General features: G+C 33.6%; 14 protein-coding genes and 2 rRNA genes. 6 read left to right on the top strand and 10 right to left on the bottom strand.

Translation table 11 applies throughout. The features are described from left to right. The first annotated feature begins 28 nt into the window (after window positions 1–28). Together EJ01_RS10265 and EJ01_RS10260 are read left to right on the top strand one after the other, a co-directional pair. Window positions 29–427: a hypothetical protein gene (locus EJ01_RS10265; RefSeq protein ID WP_048081015.1), complete on the top strand. Its 399-nt coding sequence runs from the start codon at window positions 29–31 to the stop codon at window positions 425–427. A gap of 320 nt (window positions 428–747) precedes the next feature. Beyond that, window positions 748–2,871: a catalase gene (locus EJ01_RS10260; protein WP_048081016.1), complete on the top strand. Its 2,124-nt coding sequence runs from the start codon at window positions 748–750 to the stop codon at window positions 2,869–2,871. Window positions 2,872–3,586: 715 nt separating this feature from the next. Here EJ01_RS10260 and EJ01_RS16570 read toward each other — a convergent pair. The 6 genes from EJ01_RS16570 to EJ01_RS10230 form a co-directional block, all read right to left on the bottom strand. Continuing rightward, window positions 3,587–5,647 carry an ATP-binding protein gene (locus tag EJ01_RS16570; RefSeq protein ID WP_269221224.1) on the bottom strand — a complete coding sequence of 687 codons (2,061 nt, stop codon included), beginning with the start codon at window positions 5,645–5,647 and terminating at the stop codon, window positions 3,587–3,589. Window positions 5,648–5,975: 328 nt separating this feature from the next. Continuing rightward, window positions 5,976–6,164, bottom strand: coding sequence for a 4Fe-4S binding protein (locus EJ01_RS10250; RefSeq protein ID WP_048081017.1), 189 nt, complete (start codon window positions 6,162–6,164; stop codon window positions 5,976–5,978). 55 nt (window positions 6,165–6,219) lie between these two features. Then, on the bottom strand, window positions 6,220–6,615 hold the full coding sequence (locus tag EJ01_RS10245) for a NifB/NifX family molybdenum-iron cluster-binding protein (protein ID WP_048081018.1): 396 nt from the start codon (window positions 6,613–6,615) through the stop codon (window positions 6,220–6,222). Window positions 6,616–7,404: 789 nt separating this feature from the next. Further along, the gene (locus EJ01_RS10240) at window positions 7,405–7,752 is read right to left on the bottom strand and encodes a hypothetical protein (RefSeq protein ID WP_048081019.1); all 348 of its coding nucleotides are present in this window, start codon (window positions 7,750–7,752) and stop codon (window positions 7,405–7,407) included. Window positions 7,753–8,011: 259 nt separating this feature from the next. After that, a complete protein-coding gene (locus tag EJ01_RS10235) occupies window positions 8,012–9,292 on the bottom strand; it encodes a sensor histidine kinase (protein ID WP_052376063.1) in 1,281 nt (426 codons plus the stop codon). Window positions 9,293–9,557: 265 nt separating this feature from the next. Continuing rightward, window positions 9,558–10,367 carry a sulfite exporter TauE/SafE family protein gene (locus EJ01_RS10230; RefSeq protein ID WP_048081020.1) on the bottom strand — a complete coding sequence of 270 codons (810 nt, stop codon included), beginning with the start codon at window positions 10,365–10,367 and terminating at the stop codon, window positions 9,558–9,560. 475 nt (window positions 10,368–10,842) lie between these two features. Here EJ01_RS10230 and EJ01_RS10225 point away from each other — a divergent pair, with 475 nt between their 5' ends. The 3 genes from EJ01_RS10225 to EJ01_RS10215 all read left to right on the top strand — a co-directional run bounded on the left by EJ01_RS10225 (window position 10,843) and on the right by EJ01_RS10215 (window position 13,826). Continuing rightward, complete coding sequence (locus tag EJ01_RS10225; protein WP_048081021.1) at window positions 10,843–12,738, top strand: helix-hairpin-helix domain-containing protein; 1,896 nt, start codon at window positions 10,843–10,845, stop codon at window positions 12,736–12,738. A 92-nt stretch (window positions 12,739–12,830) separates the two neighbouring features. Beyond that, window positions 12,831–13,205 (top strand): VOC family protein, encoded by a 375-nt coding sequence (locus EJ01_RS10220; protein ID WP_048081022.1) that lies wholly within the window; start codon window positions 12,831–12,833, stop codon window positions 13,203–13,205. A gap of 180 nt (window positions 13,206–13,385) precedes the next feature. Then, window positions 13,386–13,826 (top strand): hypothetical protein, encoded by a 441-nt coding sequence (locus EJ01_RS10215; RefSeq protein WP_048081023.1) that lies wholly within the window; start codon window positions 13,386–13,388, stop codon window positions 13,824–13,826. Between the two features lie 75 nt (window positions 13,827–13,901). Here EJ01_RS10215 and EJ01_RS10210 read toward each other — a convergent pair whose 3' ends face one another. Further along, entirely contained in the window at window positions 13,902–16,238 is a 2,337-nt protein-coding gene (locus EJ01_RS10210; RefSeq protein WP_157197559.1) for a response regulator, read from the bottom strand. Between the two features lie 384 nt (window positions 16,239–16,622). Here EJ01_RS10210 and EJ01_RS10205 point away from each other — a divergent pair, with 384 nt between their 5' ends. Further along, window positions 16,623–16,877, top strand: a complete 255-nt coding sequence (locus tag EJ01_RS10205; protein WP_052376061.1) for an MTH865 family protein — start codon at window positions 16,623–16,625, stop codon at window positions 16,875–16,877. A 163-nt stretch (window positions 16,878–17,040) separates the two neighbouring features. Here EJ01_RS10205 and EJ01_RS17300 read toward each other — a convergent pair whose 3' ends face one another. The 3 genes from EJ01_RS17300 to EJ01_RS17700 form a co-directional block, all read right to left on the bottom strand. Then, entirely contained in the window at window positions 17,041–17,250 is a 210-nt protein-coding gene (locus EJ01_RS17300) for a hypothetical protein (RefSeq protein WP_157197560.1), read from the bottom strand. Between the two features lie 116 nt (window positions 17,251–17,366). Continuing rightward, a 5S ribosomal RNA gene (gene rrf / locus EJ01_RS10200) occupies window positions 17,367–17,485 on the bottom strand. A 117-nt stretch (window positions 17,486–17,602) separates the two neighbouring features. Then, window positions 17,603–17,899: ribosomal RNA gene (locus EJ01_RS17700) — 23S ribosomal RNA — on the bottom strand; the annotation flags it as partial.

Raw genomic sequence — 17,899 nt, 5'->3', positions numbered from 1 at the left:
CATAGTTGTTATGGGGGAGAGTGATTAATTGAGCAGAATTAACAAATACTTATCCATAATACTTATTTTTGCGGTGATTTTTACATCGGGTTGTGTTAATACACAAAATAATTCCACAGGAAACAATACCAATCAATCTCCAAACACAAATAACAGCTCTTTTACACCAAATGTGATTGTAACTGTAGCTTATCAAGGATCATGGAATGGTACTATTTCAGACAACACAGGAAATAGAACGGTGCAGGGAACTTCCAGCAATAATTATAATTTAGGCCCAAATCCCGGTACAGTATCCGTTACTTTTAGAAAAACAGATAACCGCACATTGCCGTTACGGGTACAAATATTTCAAGGAAATAAAGTTATTGAAAGCCAGAGTACCAATGAATCGTTTGGAACCGTGTCTATAAGCCATATATTTTAAATATTCTTTATTTTAATTATTAATCCATTATAGTAAATGATCCTGTGGCTCAAAATATCCATTTCAATTAATTTGAAACTTAATTTTAATTAAAAAGATGTTACAAAATTTGCTAAAATCTTTGGTTAGTAAATTTAAATCTTGTTTACTGCCATATCCACCATTTAATTTTAAAGTCATCCCCCTAAATTTTATTTTTAAATTTTTAGTTGCACCCAATTAGTATTAAACTTTTTATATTAATTATTACATATATAAATAAGAATTAAAAAAAGTTTCAGTTTTAACAATTTATTTTAAGGTTCCTGAAGAGTGGTATGATGAATAAAGATAAAAAAAAGCAGAAAATTGATGAAAAAAGCAAAGTTGAAGATCTAGAAGAATTTAGAGAATATCCTGAAGGAAAAGGACTCACCACAGACCAGGGGGTAAAGGTAAATCATACCGACGACTCCCTGAAAGCTGGAAAAAGAGGACCTACACTGATGGAAGACTTTCATTTCAGGGAAAAAATAACCCATTTTGACCATGAAAGAATCCCTGAAAGAATAGTGCATGCAAGGGGCGCTGGTGCCCACGGTTACTTTGAATGTTATGAGTCAATGTCTGAATATACAATGGCCAAATTCCTCCAAGAACCTGGAAAAAAAACACCAGTATTTGTGAGGTTTTCAACAGTAGCAGGATTTAGAGGTTCTGCAGATACTGCAAGAGATGTTAGAGGCTTTGCAACTAAATTTTATACTGAAGATGGTAATTATGACCTCGTAGGCAATAATATACCCATATTTTTCATACAGGATGCCATTAAATTCCCTGATTTAATCCATTCAGTTAAACCAGAACCCGATAATGAAATACCCCAGGCATCAACTGCCCACGATACATTCTACGATTTCGTGGTAAGCGCGCCGGAAACAACCCACATGATCATGTGGGCACTATCCGACAGGGCAATACCTAGAAGCTACAGGATGATGGAAGGCTTCAGCGTCAACACCTTCAGATTCGTGAACATGGAAGGAAAAGGCAGATTTATCAAATTTATATGGAAACCACTGCTTGGAGTGCATTCATTGGTCTGGGACGAGTCAATGAAGCTTGGCGGAGAAGATCCGGATTATCACAGGCGTGACCTCTACGAAGCAATAGATAACGGAGATTATCCTGAATATGAGCTTTATGTTCAGATGGTTGAAGAAGAGGATGAACACAACTTCGATTTTGACATTCTTGACCCCACCAAACACTGGCCTGAAGAACTTATAACGCCTAAAAAGATTGGTAAACTTGTTTTAAACAGAAAACCAGATAACTTCTTTGCAGAAGTGGAACAGGTAGCATTTTGCCCTGGAAATGTAGTCCCAGGAATAGATTTCAGTAATGACCCACTTCTACAGGGCAGGCTCTTTTCATACATTGACACGCAGCTTATCCGGCTGGGCGGCCCAAATTTCCACGAAATACCTATAAATAGACCATTAGCACCGGTGCACAATAATCAACGCGACGGATATCACCGACATACAATTAATACTGGTAAAACCAGCTATTTCCCCAATACACTGGGAGATAACTGCCCTAAACCCGTTCCTAGAGAAGATGGAGGCTATGTCCATTACATGGAAAAGGTGGAAGGTAAAAAAATAAGGGACAGAAGTGATAAGTTCAAGGACTTCTACAGCCAGGCCAGATCATTTTACAACAGCATGTCTGAGCCCGAAAAGCAGCATATTATCAGTGCTTTCCACTTTGAAGTTGGAAAAGTAGAGTCAAAAGAAGTCCGCCAGAAAATGGTGGATCAATTTGCAAATGTAGATAAAGGGCTTGCTGTAGCAATTGCAAAGGGAGTTGGTGTTTCACCACCACCAAACGGTGCAGATTCAAGCACTGCAGACAATTTCCCATCATTCAGTATGGAAAATACAGTAAAAGACACTGTAAAAACCAGGAAAGTTGCCATACTTGCAGAAAACGGTTTCAATTATGATGAATTAGTGAAGGTAAAGGACGCCCTTGAGGACGCTGGGGCAAATTCAGAAATCATATCCATGTACCTCGGAATGATCAAAGCAGATACTGGGCAGGAAATTGAAGTTGACAAAAATTACATTTCTACAGCATCTACTCAGTTCGATGCAGTCTACGTACCTGGAGGTAAAGAAAGTGTGGAAACACTGAAAAAACGTGGCGATGTAATTCATTTTGTAAATGAGGCGTTTAAACACTGCAAAGCCATTGCCGCAGTTAGTGAAGGCATGGATTTACTTATAGAATCAGATATAACAGGGTTTTCAATTTCAAAAGGAGAAATAACTTCAGATAAAGGTGTAGTTACTACCGTTGACAATACTCAGATAAAAAATTTTGCTAAAAGTTTTATTGAGGCAATTGCCGTGCACCGCCACTGGAACCGTGGAACAAAAGAAGAGATACCCGCCTGAATTAAATTCATTTTTCTTTTTAATTGAAGATCAAGTTTTTTTATCGAATTCAGAAAGTATCCTACCGTTAAATTTTATGGACTTCATATTTTAGGGGAGTAAAAAAATAGGATTATGGTGCAGCCCAAGATCCCTCAAAAAAACAGATATTTTTACACATCCAAGCAGGAGAAACTAATTAGAATATACATATATCAAAAAAGAGTTATAACGCCATTATTTTAAAACCCTTTGAGACATATCACAAGAAAAGTATTAAAATTGAACTGCTCAAAAAGGTTAAAATTAGATAAAATAATAAAATAAAGTTGATTTTTTAATAAAAACGTATTATAATTTATAAAATTACGTATAAATTATTATTATCTCTTTAAACCATAAAATTTATATACAAAACCACACATTAGTAATTTAGGTCAATACTGATAAGTATTGATCTCATCCCCTTTTAATTAATATTTTAAGTAAAGTACTTAAATTCATGGACATTGAATATTTTCATTTGGTGTCCATGGATACCCTCTAATTTTATAAAAAACCCCTTTTTATGATATTTGCAGGAATTATACTTCCTTTTAAATTGCAGATATAGAAATTATCCTAAGAACATGGATATTTACATGAAATTTACCTGTACAACCTCATTATAAAAAATGATTAAAAAAATAGATTATGAACGTGAAAAACATGTTCTTAATGTTTTTAAACTATACCATTATTTAATCTTATTAATTATCCTTAGAAGGGCTTTATTTCTAACAGGTATGGTAAAATAAAATGTCGAACCTTTACCTAACTCTGATTCAACCCAAACACGCCCACCATGACGATCCACTATTCGTTTAACTATAGCCAGACCTATTCCTGCACCTTGATACTCATCAATTGAATGTAATCGCTTGAACACTTCAAAAATATGGTCACTGTACTGTTCTTCCATTCCAATTCCATTGTCACTAACTGAAAAAACATATTCTTTATCTTTTTTTCGAGCTGAAACGTGAATTTCAGGCATTATACCATCCTTACAGAATTTAAGCGCATTTCCAATTAGATTCTGGAATACGCGTGCAATTTGATCTTCATCGGCGAAAATTACAGGAAGAATTGGATCACTGGTTATTTCAGCATTATTTTCAGCAATTGAAGATTCTAAGTTACTTAAAGCATAATCTAAAGCTTCTTGAGCATTGAATTCTTTAAATTCGTTTCCTTTTGTCCCAACACGGGAATAATCAAGCAAGCCCTGAATCATGCTTTTCATTCTCTTTGCACCATCAACCATGTACTCAATGAATTCATCAGCGTCATCATCAAGCTTACCCTTATAACGTCTTTCAATTAACTGCGCATAACTGGCAATAGTCCGCAGCGGTTCCTGCAGGTCATGGCTTGTAATGTAAGCAAAACTCTGTAATTCTTTATTAGAACGCTGCAGTTCAGTTATAATTTCTTTTAATTGTCTTTCACTATTCTTTCTTTCAGTAATGTCACGACTTATAGACAGTATCGATTCAATTTCGCCTTTAGAATTATATTCAGGTACGGCAGTGGTCTCAAAATATCTAAAACCATCATTAGTTATAGAACTGTATTCAAACTTCTGTAATTCACCAGTATCCAGTAATTTTTGATATTTTGACCTCCACATTTCAGCATATCTCATAGGGGTGCCTGTTTCCTCAAAGGTTTTACCCATATAAAAGTCAGGGTAATTACCCTGCAATTCTAAAATTTTAAAATTAATAAAAATGTATTTAAAATCAGTGTCGATCCGTGTTATAAGATCAGGTGAATTTTCTGCAAGTGCCCTAAATGATTCCTCACTATCTTTAAATTTTCTAACTAATTCCTCTGACTTAATTTTATACTCTGTTAATTGATTTCTGGATTTATAACTCATTAAAGCTTCCATAACTACAGTAGATATTAATTCAACTATTTCTAAATCATCCTGACTAAAATCTCCATCTGTATGAACCAGTCCAATTTCGCCAAAAACTTCACCAGAATACATTAAAGGCACGCCCATGAAACTTTTAATTTTAACATGGTCTTCTGGAGGTTCAATCCATTTTGGATGTTTATTAATGTCATTAAAAATTAAAGGCCTTGCTTCATTAATAACACTCCACCTAATTCCTTTAATAGGTAAATCTGTTTCCATAACCAACTGTTTACCCTCGGGTGTTTTACGTTCGCACGCCCCAGAAAAACTTGTTGCAATAGTATTTAATAATTTTTTAGGTGTTATCTCACATATAAAACCAGAAGAGCTGCCCATAATTTCCTCAATAATTTTTAATGACATTTGAGCTAATTCTTTTTTACTTTTAACTCTTAAACCGGCCTGAAATATTTTAATTATGCCGTTTAATACTTTGTTATTTCTTTTGATCTCTTCTGCTGATTTTTTTAACTCTTTTTCAATTTCTGTATGTTCAGTAACATCCCGAATTTGAACTAAAAAACCAAAATCGGCTTTAGAGATAGTCCAATCAATAAAAGCAGTTCCAGAATTTACAGAAGCATAACTTCCGTCATTTCTGATATTTTCATAGTTTAAACTAGATTGAAACTTAACCAAACCTGTTTTAATCAATTCATCCTTTCTTAATGCAATATCATGACTATCAAATAAATTAATTTTTTTAAAATCATCTAAAGAAGTAATACCTGTTATTTTTAGGGCAGTATAATTAACATCAATTAAATTACCCTTTTTATCATAACAAAAAATACCAGTAGGAGACTTATCAAATATTTCCTTGAATATGCTATTTTTTGTATTTAATTCAATACCTCCCCTGAAAATATTGATTAATATCTTTTTAAAAACTATAAAGAAGTTCTTACTATTACTTTATTTTTAAAAGGTATAACTTTTTTCATCAGTTATTCAATGAAGTTAACGTTCCCTAATTCTAGCTATTTTCATAAAATAAATGTTTTTATTGGTTAATTTAATTTAAAATATATAAATATACAAAATTATTCTTTAAAGCAGTTTTAATTAATTGATCCTAAATTTGAAAGTTATATCCCTAGTTTATAAAAGTGTAATGAGAGCATTAAAATTAATTAATAACTCATTTAATGCTCAATCATTCCTCAACTTTTATTGCTTCATCTGGACATACATCCATACATACTTCGCACAAGCTGCATTCCCCTTTGTTCTTGATTACAAGAGTATCTTCCTCAATTACAAGAACTTCCATGGGGCATACATCTGCGCATTCCCCGCATTCTGCACCTTCGCATTTATCGTAATCTACTGTTATTTTAACCATTTAACTCACCTGCTGTTTTTCACTATGCTGATCTAATTGTTCCCAGAGAACGTTATTATCTATGCCTAATTCCACCTAGGCTTTTACCCCTTCCAGGAAATCCTGAAGATACTGAGTCTATTTCATCTAATTTACCTTCCCCAAAGTATCTAATGTTTTTTTCTACACTTCCAGGACTGATTTTATAAATTTTAATTCCTGCATTTCTTAAAATACCAAAGGCAACATTACCTAATTCTCCTATAATCAGAGCTTCAACACCTTGATCTACTATAAATTGTGCCGCTAAGTTCCCGGCTCCCCTTTCATTTTTTGCAGGATTTTCAATGGGTAAAACATTTTCAACTTTACCATTTTCCAGATCTGCAACGATAAAATTGGGGCTTCTTCCAAATACGTTGCTTATATTTGATTCCAAACTAAGTCCAGTTGATGTAATAGCTACTTTCATTTAATTCACCTCCAGTATGTCTACAATTTGTAACATTCCAACTTCCCATCCCCAAATACCCTCCATATGCACTGAAATTACTTCTATTTCCCGCCAGAGTTTAAAATTTTATGAAAAGTTGGCTGATAAATACCCATTATTGCTGTTTTTTCTGTTTAATACGTTTATAATCTATTTAACCAAATCGATTATATCTCACCCAATGTATTCTCTGTTGGTTCAATTTTGCCTATTTATTCCGTTGAATATGTTTTAAAATACCTGATCTAGGTTCTCAAGTATGAACCTTACCCCAACATGTTTTGAATATATATTCATAACTTTAATATAAACTATTGCATTTCAAAGCACCAAAAATGAGGTAGTAAATAAAACTAAAAATTTAAATTAACAGGTGCATTTAATAAATACAAATTAAATTCCATATTCAATCAAGTATTATGAAAAATTTCTAACTATAAAGACATATTTACAAAATATATGCATAGAAAACATTTAAATATCTAAAATTCAGCAAAAAGATCCCAAATATAACTGCAGATCTGTAAGTATCAAAAATATTATATCTTAGTTTTGAATATATATTCGTTTATCCTTTAAATACAGCACAAATTAGAGTGATGAAAAAAATGTTAGAAACATTAGAAATATACAAAATTATTATAGCAGCAGCCTTTATCGGTTTTATCATCTACGCAATGGTCAATGACCCAATAAAGAAAAACAGACTGCATTAAAATACATAACAAATACTTAAAAAAAAATAATAAGAAATAAACTCAAACAAAACTAATATGGTTTATTTTTATTATAGAAATCTTCAAATATGGGGCGGTAATATTCAGCAATTTCATTAACCTCAGGAACACTAGAATCATCTTCAGAATAATATAACGCCATTATAATTCGACATGTTTTATTTAAATTATCAAAGTAAATTACAAAGTCTATATTTTCAGCATCACCATCAAAATCATGTTCATTTAATTTTCCCCAAACCTCAGGAATAGATCCTTCAGTTAGTTCATAATCAGTGTAAACCAAAATAAAACTTTTAGGCAGGGAAGTCTCTTTATCTCCAATATCTTCAATCTTTACATCTTCTGTATCTTCTTTTATTTCCTCAAACTGCAACATTTTATCACATTTATTATTTTCATAGAATATGTTTTTAAAGTTAAATTATTTTATATTTTTAGCTGAAACCTTAAATTGACTTTTAAACAGAAGTTCTATATTTTAACCTGTAAGTCAAAAACATAATTTCCAGCCTTGCTATTTAAATTCAAGTTTTTAATGTTTTAAATGATTAAAAAACTTGTTTTAAAACTTTTTTGAGAATTTTATTTGCTCTTACAATAACTAATTTTAAACTGAATTTTAACTAATTTAAAATTTATAGGGACTCCTTAAAGGGTATCATGAAATAAAACGTAGAACCTTCACCATACTCTGATTCAACCCAAATTTTACCATTATGGCGATCTATAATTCTTTTAACAATTGCCAAACCAATTCCTGCCCCATCATATTCTCCAACAGAGTGTAATCTTTTGAACACTTCAAATATTTTATCACAATACTCCTTTTCTAACCCTATTCCATTATCTGCAACAGAAAAAATGTATCCTTTAATTTCTTTGCTTGCAGAAATATGAATTTTAGGTTTAAGCCCAGCACTATGGAATTTAAGCGCATTTCCAATTAGATTCTGGAACACACGTATCATCTGGTTTTCATCTGCAAAAATTATTGGAAGAGCATCGTAAGTAACTTCTGCATTATTTTCATTAATTACAGGCCCTAAATTATTTAAAGCATGATTTAAAGCACTTCCCGCATTAAAATCCTGGAATTTTCCACCTTTTGTTTCAATACGGGAATAATCAAGCAAACCCTGGATCATCTGCTTCATTCTTTTTGCACCATCAACCATGAATTCAATGAATTCATCGGCTTCATTATCCAGCTTACCTTTGTAGCGCCTTTCAATCAGTTGAGCGTAACTGGCAATGGTCCTTAAAGGTTCCTGGAGATCATGACTGGTAATGAAGGCAAACTGCTGTAGTTCATCATTTGAACGTTTTAATTCATTTATTGTATCCTTTAGCTGCTCTTCTGCATTCTTACGCCGAGTAATATCTTTAGAAATTGAAGATATTCCAACAATATTACCTTTATCATTTTTAATTGGAGAAAATGTTATAGACAAGTAAAAATGGGATCCGTCCTTTTTCAAACATTCCAATTCAACATGTTCTATACTCTCCCCATTTTTAGCTCTCTCAATCAATCTCAAATTATTAACCTGTTCCTCAGGTTCCATTAAAATAAATATATGCTTTCCAATTATTTCACCTGAGGAATATCCGTACATTTCTACTGCGCCATGATTCCAGCTGGATATTCGAAAATTTAAATCCATTCCAATAATAGCATCATCCGATGACTCCACAATGTTAGCTAACCTTTTAACTTCTGCCATCCTTTCTTCAATCTGATCTTCAAGATTATAATTAGCCTGCTCCAACTGTTTTATCAGCTTTTCCCGATCATTTAACACAAAATAAGCGAGAATAGCAGCTAAAATTGTTGTAAAAGAAATAGTCATAACATGTGATTCCCATATATTTATACTGGGAAACAATAATTGTTTTACAACTTCATAAAGGGTCATACCCACTAAAAAAGCCAAAAAAACAATTACAATCTGGCTTTTAATGCTTTTAATGTCTTTTGATATAATAGAACAGTATCCCTCCTTAAATTTTAAATTATATTGTAATATGGTAATTACTAAAATAAATCATTTAACATAAAAAGTAGTCCCTAATTAATACATGTATTTTTATAATCCAAACTGCTGTACCTTTGAGGCAGTAATTTCAACTACAGATAGTGTTATTAATCAAATAGTTGAAGAAAGATTGTAATTGCAGGCCTTAAATAATCCCTATCATATTTAAACCCACATAAATCAGCAGAGCTATGAATATATAATTCAGTTTATCTGCAGGAAGTTTATGTGCTGCCTTAACCCCCAATTGAGCCATGGGGATACTTGCACCTGCCAGGATAATAAACTGAAGAAGGTTAATATAACCTAAAGAATATTGAGGTAATCCCGGTACGCCCAGCCCATTAAAAATATAAGAGATAATTCCCCCTATAGATGTAAATATTATAACCGCTGTGGAAGTCCCAATTGATTTATGTATGTCATACCCCATGGCAATTACAAGAAATGGGACTATGATAAATCCTCCACCAACTCCCAGAAGGCCGGACATTATTCCAACGACGAACCCTCCAGCAATAAAGTAATTATTATTAGTTTTAGGCTCTTTTCGTGTTTCAGGAGATTTATAAAGAAGCATTCTAACAGCGACCGCCAAAGCTGTGACCCCAAAAAGGATTTTAAGAATATCTCCAGGCACATGAGAAGCAATAGTCCCTCCCAAAATACCACCAATACTCCCAGTAATAGCTAAAAATGCCATTGGTTTGATTAAAACTGCATTCCTGCGGTAATGCCCATATGCACCACTTATAGCTGTGGGGAGTATAACCGCAAGGCTTGTACCTAAAGACATTCTTATAGCAAGGGTAGGATCAACACCAATGGATATAAAAAGCCAGTATTGGATAGGGACCATTATAAAACCTCCCCCAATTCCAAGAAGGCCTGATGCAAAGCCTATACCTGCTCCTGTGATTGCAAGAATTATAATATAAAAAATAGTGGGATCCATAAATTTATTCCTTCATAATTAGACTATACCTTAACTTTATTTTTAAAAGAATTATACTTTACGTTTAAAAAAAGTGATACCATGTGTAATTAATGTAATAATAAACTATATTAAAATAAATCACACATGTAAGTACAATATGAAAATAAATCTATAAATTTTCTAAATTAAGTTTAAAATTACACAATAAAATAGTAGAACCATGAATATTTCTCATTTTTTATTCAAATTTTCTAAACTTTTTTGAAATAGGTAATTATTAATTTAAATTCAATTACTAGTTACCAAATGCTTGAAAACTATTAGTTTTCACATGCTACCCAACTATATTTAAGTTATACGTTTATATATTGAAAATAGTTAATAATAATAAAAAAAATTTGAAATTTATATAAAGTTTCAAACTGAATATTTTAATGTTAAAATTATTTAAGATCAAAACAATCAAATAATTATGCCCTAATGGTGATAAAAGGTGGAACTTACAAAAATCAAAGGCATCGGTGATAAACTAGCAAAGAAAATTGTTGACAGCTTCGGCAGCGAGGCAGATTTACAGACAGCAATCAGTAACTTCGAAGTTGATAAACTTTCAGAAATTGAAGGCGTAAGTCAGGCTAAAGCTATAGAGATAATAAATGAAGCTTTAGGCAATCCAAGGGAAGAGTTTTTAAAGACAGAACAGGTCATCCAAATCTATGATGACATTATCGCCAGAATTCTTAAATACGCGAGTACCAAATATGGAAAAAACAGGGTTCTTTTAATGAGCCCCACAAAGGATACAGCAAAGATTCAGGAAAATCTAGACTTTGTAATGAACGCCAAGGAAACTGTATCCAAGCTTCCAGTAAATGAAATCAGTGACCTGCTTAAAAAAGTAAATCCATCTGGAAAAGACAAACCAAAATATGATCCATCAAGAGCCATACTTGTAGAGTCTAGAGAAGATTATAACCGGCTTATGGATCTGGATCTACACAAATACTCAACTATTATCACCGCAGAAGAGTCAGAAACTCTTGATGACTATGAATTTGTAGTTTACATATTTTCAACAGGACAAGTAGACCTTGATGATGCATATAATATTGCTATGGTCACAGGTGATTCTTTAAACTATGAAATTGTTCCTGAAACTGTCCTTTCATATTACTACACAAATTACGAGCTTCTCTGCAATGTTTTGGAAATTAAAAATATTTTAGGACGAAAATCAGCTGTTGGGGAAGTTATAGAAATTCTTGACTCTCTCGAATCAGCTAAAGTTGATGAAAGCGTATTTGATGCAAGCGTCGAAGATGCAAAGAAAAAAGCCGATGAAAAGCTCGCTGAAAGTATTAAACAGGTTGACCTTAAAGGGGATGAAGTTTTAGCCCTTATGAATGAAGGAATGCCTGCTAAAATACAGAGCATATTTGATGAAGTGATAAAAGAAGCCAGAGATGAAATTAAGGATAAAACTGGATGTTCATTTGACCCCTTCATTCAAAAATACCCAATAGAAATTGATGAACAAGAACTTGAAAGAGTTAAAAAACAGGAAATTGCAAGACAGCACATCAACACATTCGATAAGAAAGTAAAAGCCGCATCACGGCTCTCAACCCTTAAAGAAGGAATTGAAGCAGAAATTCAGGAAATTCTGGAATTCGATTATGAGTTTGCACTGGGATGTTTTGCATACTATTACAATTTAAATTCACCGCATATCGGAGATGAGTTCAACTTTAAAGGTGGAATACATCTCAACCTGGCACTTGAGAAGGAAATCAACATTCAAAAGATTGATTACTTCCTGAAAACTCCTGAAAATGTTGCACTTTTAACCGGGGCAAACAGTGGAGGTAAAACAACACTCCTTGAAACCCTTGCCCAAATTTCCATAATGGCACAGATGGGGCTCCCTGTCTGTGCAGAAGAAGCTACAGTTAAACTCATTGATGAAGTTTATTTCTTCTCAAAGAAAAGATCCCTTGATGCAGGAGCATTTGAATCATTCCTAAATACATTCATGCCCGTCGTAATTACAGATACACATAAACTAGTTTTACTGGACGAACTGGAAGCAATTACAGAACTTGAGGCTGCAGTTAAAATAATTGCAAGCTTTATAGACTTAATAAAAGATTCTAATTCTTATGCAGTCATTGTAACTCATATGGCACATGAGATAATGAAATATATTGAAGTCAGGGTTGACGGAATTGAGGCAAAAGGCCTCGATGATAACTACAATTTAATTGTAGACAGGACCCCTAGAATGAACTATCTTGCAAAAAGTACTCCAGAACTCATCCTTCGAATGATTTATGAGAAGTCTGATGGAAAGATGAAGGATATTTACGGCCAGATACTGGAGAAATTTTAATTTTTCATTTTTAAATAAATTACAGGTAATCCGTAATGATATAGTTTCAAAAGTTCATAATAATATTGTAAAAAATTGTGAGATGGTATATTATGAAAGTTAAATACACCAATATTGCGGTTGAAAACATGGATGAATCTGTCAAATTTTATACTGACGTATTAGGGTTTGAAGAAAACAGGCGTTTCAATCCAGAAAAAGGAGTAACCATTGCTTTTTTAAAAGGAGAAGGGGAAAGTATGCTTGAACTGACTGAAGGCATGGAAAACCTGGATCCAAATATGAAAGGAAAAAATGGACTTTTTATGGTAGGACTGGAAGTTTCTGATATGGACAAAACTGCACGAGAAATTCAGGATAAAGGCATAAAGTTTACAAGAGGCCCGATTGATACTCCTAACGGTACAAAAATAGCATTTTTTAAGGACCCTCAAGGTGTGCAGATTGAACTCATACAACCACCTTAATTAATTTCTTTTTTTTAATAATTAGTTGAAATTTATCAATGAAATTACTGATTTTAACCTTAGTCTGAGCTATACATAAATCAAATAAATATCAACAATAAACCGCAGTTAAAATATTAATGGAATATAAATCAAAAAGAAACTTTTTTTCAAATTAAAATAAATCACTGCAGACAATAAATGAATAGACCAAACAGAGCATCTATACGCCAGTATCTTGATGCCCGCCTTATTGTAAGGGTTAGAATTTTCAGCATCATTTCCATTGCCATGTTATCTTTAATAGCATTTGAAATGTTAAGAGGTACAATTAACATGTCCCTGGCCATAGCTGGAATACTTATTGGATTAGCTGTCAGTATCATAGTCAGCAGAATGTTTAGACTGATCTGGGACGAAGAAACCAAAAAAGTAATTGGAAATATGGACTGGATCGGGGCAGTGGTTCTTATATTTTATATAAGCTTCATGTTAACCAGAACATTATTTCTAGGGTACTATGTACAGGGATCTCTTTTCCTGGCCATAGTCCTCAGTATTACAGCGGGCACTTTTATTGGCAGAGTAATGGGCACAAAACATGGTATATGTAGGGTTTTGAATACCTGGAAAATTTTGTGAAAACTGCCATGCATTATTTTGTAAAATTTCTAATTGAGCCTTTTTGCCTGAAGCCAAAAAATTACTTCTTTTTTACTAAACTATTTCTGAATCAGTTTGAGAACCACCTATTATATCCTCATCCATATCTTCATATCCGCTGTGATGAGTTTTTGCCCAGTGTCTTTCTTTTCGTGTAATCATCCCTGCAAAAGACGCGACGAATAAAGGCAGAAGGTACAGACAATAAGCCCAGTATTCTACAGATCTATAAATTATAACATGTGGAAGTGCTTTTTCTCGATATAGGCCTATGAACAATGATGGGAAAAACGCAAAAGTTGACAGGACCCCTATAACAACTGGAGCGCCGAAATGGAACTGCATAATATTTCCTATTTGGAGTATAAAAACCACATACCCTATCATCACAAATGCAATAAGCAGGAGGAAAAAAAGCTGTTCTATGGCATTTATTTTCTTATAAAGAGGAATAGGTGCATTCATTAGTTTTGTAAGATAAACAAACAGCGTTTCAAGATTTCCTGTTGCCCACCTGATTCTCTGTCTAAAGAAAAGATCCCACTGGGGTACAGCTTCCTGATAGACAACAGCTTCTCCACAGTAGCGAATTTTATAACCGTTCATAATGAGTTTAATACTCATATTCAGGTCTTCTGTGACTGCAAATCCATCCCATCCCCCGATCTCTTTTATAACTTTCTTTGTGGCTATCTGACCGTTGCCCCCTAAGAATGCATTTTTACCCATTATATCCTTTGCTCGAAGTATCACATTTCCAAATATAGCAAATTCAATTTCCTGCATAGCTGTTAAAAGGTTTTCATTACGATTGTACATCCTAACCCTAGCCTGTACACCTTCAACACCATCCTCATTCAGGTAAGGTATTATTATCTTTAAGAAATCAGTTTCAATACGGGCATCTGCATCGAAAACTGCTATTATTTCACCTTTACATAATTCTAAACCATCATTAAGAACATAACCTTTACCTTTTCCAGAGCGTGGCGTTTTTCTGGTTACAATCTTCATAAAATTGAACTCTTTTTTGAGCTCCCTCAGTACAGCTGCAGTGTTATCAGTGGAACCATCATTTATAACAATTAGTTCGTAGTTTCGCTTTTCTTCAATATAATAATCAAGTTGTGCAAGGGTTTTAACACATCTAGCTATTGTAAATTCCTCGTTATGGGCCGGGATCATTATGCTCACAAACGGCATCTCATCAAAAGCCACTGCAGGGCTCTGTTTTTTGAGGCTGACCACCGCAAGCAGAACCCCATACATTGCAGGTATAAACAGCATATATTCAAGCCACGTCATATCTCTGGTTAACAGGCCGTATGCAGCAAGTGAAATAGTCACTGCAGAGACAAAAAAAACTCCCGTTTTTTCTATTTTAAGCTCATCAGATTTCTCCCTTATTTTATTTTGAAATTTCACAACATTTTCCACGTCACTCCTGTGTTTACTGAGCGCCATTTCAACTGTTGTATAGAGTTCTGCATCTTCAAAAGGTTTTACCAGATACCCATAAGGAGATGTTTTCCTGGCCCGTTTAATTGTTTCACCATCGGCATATGCAGTGAGATATACAATTGGAATATCCAGTTCCATTAAGGTTTCAGCTGCAGTGATACCATCCATTTTACCTGCAAGCACTATATCCATAAGTATAAGGTCCGGTTGGATAGTACATGCTTTTTGAACAGCTGATTCACCGGAACTAACAGTTTCAGGTACACAGTAGCCAAGCTTTTCAAGCCTGAACTTTATATCAAGTGCAGTTATCTCCTCATCTTCTACTACCAGTATAACCGGCTTTAGATTATCCCTGATTGCATCAACAGGTGTTTGAGTAATTTTATCCTCGGCATATATAATTTCACCCTTGAAATTTTCCTGTTGTGGGGATTCAGGATCCAGTAATTCAGGAATTAAAGTACATGCTCTTGGACGTTCCCCATCCATGTACACTCCCACTTTACCATTTCTAGATCCATGGGTTGGATTTTCAATTTCGTCAATTTCTTCCAGATATTTCCTTTGCCTCTCAAGGGTAACCTCTATGGTGTTGTAAAGTTTTTGAGGTTCAAAAGGCTTTACAAGATACCCTGAAGCAGGATTTTCCGTGGCCCGCGATAGAGTAACTTTATCTGAGTGAGCAGTTAAGTAAATAACTGGTATTTCTAATGCCAGTATACTCTTAGCAGCATCAATACCATCAATATCTCCTTTTAAAAAAATATCCATTAAAACAATATCTGGCCTGAGTTCTGCAGCAAGTTTAACAGCATCTTCACCGTCTGAAACTATCCCAAGCACCCTGTAGCCGTAATCTTCTAATTTTAACTTTATATCCATTGCAATGATATGCTCATCCTCAACTACAAGAATATCAGAACTCACATACCCAGCCCCCACTAAACAAAACGATAAATATCACCATACCTTCCCCATAAATGTTTATAAATATACACCTATTTTTATGAAAATGATAGAAAATTAGACTGTAATTAAACAAGTACTAATACTTATGGTATTTAGCAGGTTTTTAATACAAAATAAGCTGTTTTTTATGAATTAAAGTAATAATTCTAATATTTAATTGAATACAGAACTCAAATTACACCTATAAAAAGGAATTATAAATAATTTTAATACGTTGAAAAATTTAATTTTTGTATTTTAAAAGAAATTTTTACCCGCCTCAATGGAAATTACACTAATAAAATTATTACAATTAAATTTATATTTATTACAAATCATAATTAGTATAACAAAGGAGGTTGAATGATGGGTATTGATGAAGAATTACATGATAGAATTGTTAATGCATTAAAAGGAGCAGACTTTCCAATAAATAACTATGATAAACTTATGGAATCATTTCCCCATGGTAGAGGAGGAGTGTGCAGAGCTCCAGGATTTGAAATAACAGTAGAAGATGCTATAACTTCCCTTGTAGAAGAAGACTTTCCATTTAATAATGCAGAAGATGTAGCACATGTAGTAATTAAAAGAATAAGACGTGGCGGAATAATGTAAAGCTTTATTTAACTTAAACTATTTTTTAAATAATTATTTTTTAAAGTAAAATAACTATTAGATATCCTAGAACTAATTTAAAAGTAATGAAATAAATTATTTAGAATTAATTTTTAAAAATAATATAAAAATAAAGGTTAAGTAATTTTGCCTGCATACTAACTCACTGGTTCACAGGTAGTTCACCCTTTCCTCCCCGAGCAACCCTCGAAGCAGGCAGTCTGTCCAGTACTGGGTTTCTCCTAATCATAGAAGGCTCAGCCAACCTCATAGAAGGACCGTAGGCACCAGTCAAAATAATGATATGACAGTAACTATTTTGTAATTGGTTAAGATAAGCTTTTTGATGGAACCTTTTACGAATCCCATACAAACATTTACTTTTGCGAGATTATTATTAAATTGAATAAAATTATATCAAAAAGAACTTAATATATTTAAAAAAATTTTCAGTTATAAAAAAATAAACCAAAATGTGATTATGAGAGTGGCCGGCAACGTTTTAAGCTTCCCATAAAAGACATTATAGTACCACTTAAAACGCAGGAGGACTTTACTTCTGGGATCGAAACGAGACCAGGTGTAACCCCTCCGCTATGGTCGCCGAACCATAATATGAATATAAAAAACGGACTATTTAAACTTTTCCATGCATACACTTCACCCAAACTGTAAACACCTAACCAGAACAAACAAAAAACCAATTAGACTAACAAATGCTAATGAAATCACACCAAATGGACGTTGGAAATAGCGGGCTGAACAACTCGGTCCGAAAACCTCGAAGCTTACACCCCTACCCCATCAATCAGGTCTTCTACCCATGTCCAAAAGTTGCTTATTTTCGGGGGAAACCTCAGGCTTAGATGCTTTCAGCCTTTATAATCTAGCGCGTAGCTGCCCGGCACTGCCTTGTCAGACAACCGGTAGACCAGTGGCGCCGACGGCTCGTTCCTCTCGTACTGGAGCCACCTTCCCCTCAAGCAACCAACACTTCTAGTAGATAGCAACCAACCTGTCTC

This window comes from Methanobacterium veterum, assembly GCF_000745485.1.
GTDB lineage: Archaea > Methanobacteriota > Methanobacteria > Methanobacteriales > Methanobacteriaceae > Methanobacterium_D > Methanobacterium_D veterum.
The sequence above is the reverse complement of the archived record's forward strand: the minus strand, read 5'-3'. Positions and strand labels throughout refer to the sequence as shown.

Bases quoted from the DNA above. Each gene is read 5' to 3' on its own strand.
- EJ01_RS10260 (WP_048081016.1), top strand. From the start codon at position 748: ATGAATAAAGATAAAAAAAAGCAGAAAATTGATGAAAAAAGCAAAGTT.
- EJ01_RS10250 (WP_048081017.1), bottom strand. From the start codon at position 6,164: ATGGTTAAAATAACAGTAGATTACGATAAATGCGAAGGTGCAGAATGC.
- EJ01_RS10245 (WP_048081018.1), bottom strand. From the start codon at position 6,615: ATGAAAGTAGCTATTACATCAACTGGACTTAGTTTGGAATCAAATATA.
- EJ01_RS10240 (WP_048081019.1), bottom strand. From the start codon at position 7,752: ATGTTGCAGTTTGAGGAAATAAAAGAAGATACAGAAGATGTAAAGATT.
- EJ01_RS10235 (WP_052376063.1), bottom strand. From the start codon at position 9,292: ATGACCCTTTATGAAGTTGTAAAACAATTATTGTTTCCCAGTATAAAT.
- EJ01_RS10230 (WP_048081020.1), bottom strand. From the start codon at position 10,367: ATGGATCCCACTATTTTTTATATTATAATTCTTGCAATCACAGGAGCA.
- EJ01_RS10220 (WP_048081022.1), top strand. From the start codon at position 12,831: ATGAAAGTTAAATACACCAATATTGCGGTTGAAAACATGGATGAATCT.
- EJ01_RS10215 (WP_048081023.1), top strand. From the start codon at position 13,386: ATGAATAGACCAAACAGAGCATCTATACGCCAGTATCTTGATGCCCGC.
- EJ01_RS10205 (WP_052376061.1), top strand. From the start codon at position 16,623: ATGATGGGTATTGATGAAGAATTACATGATAGAATTGTTAATGCATTA.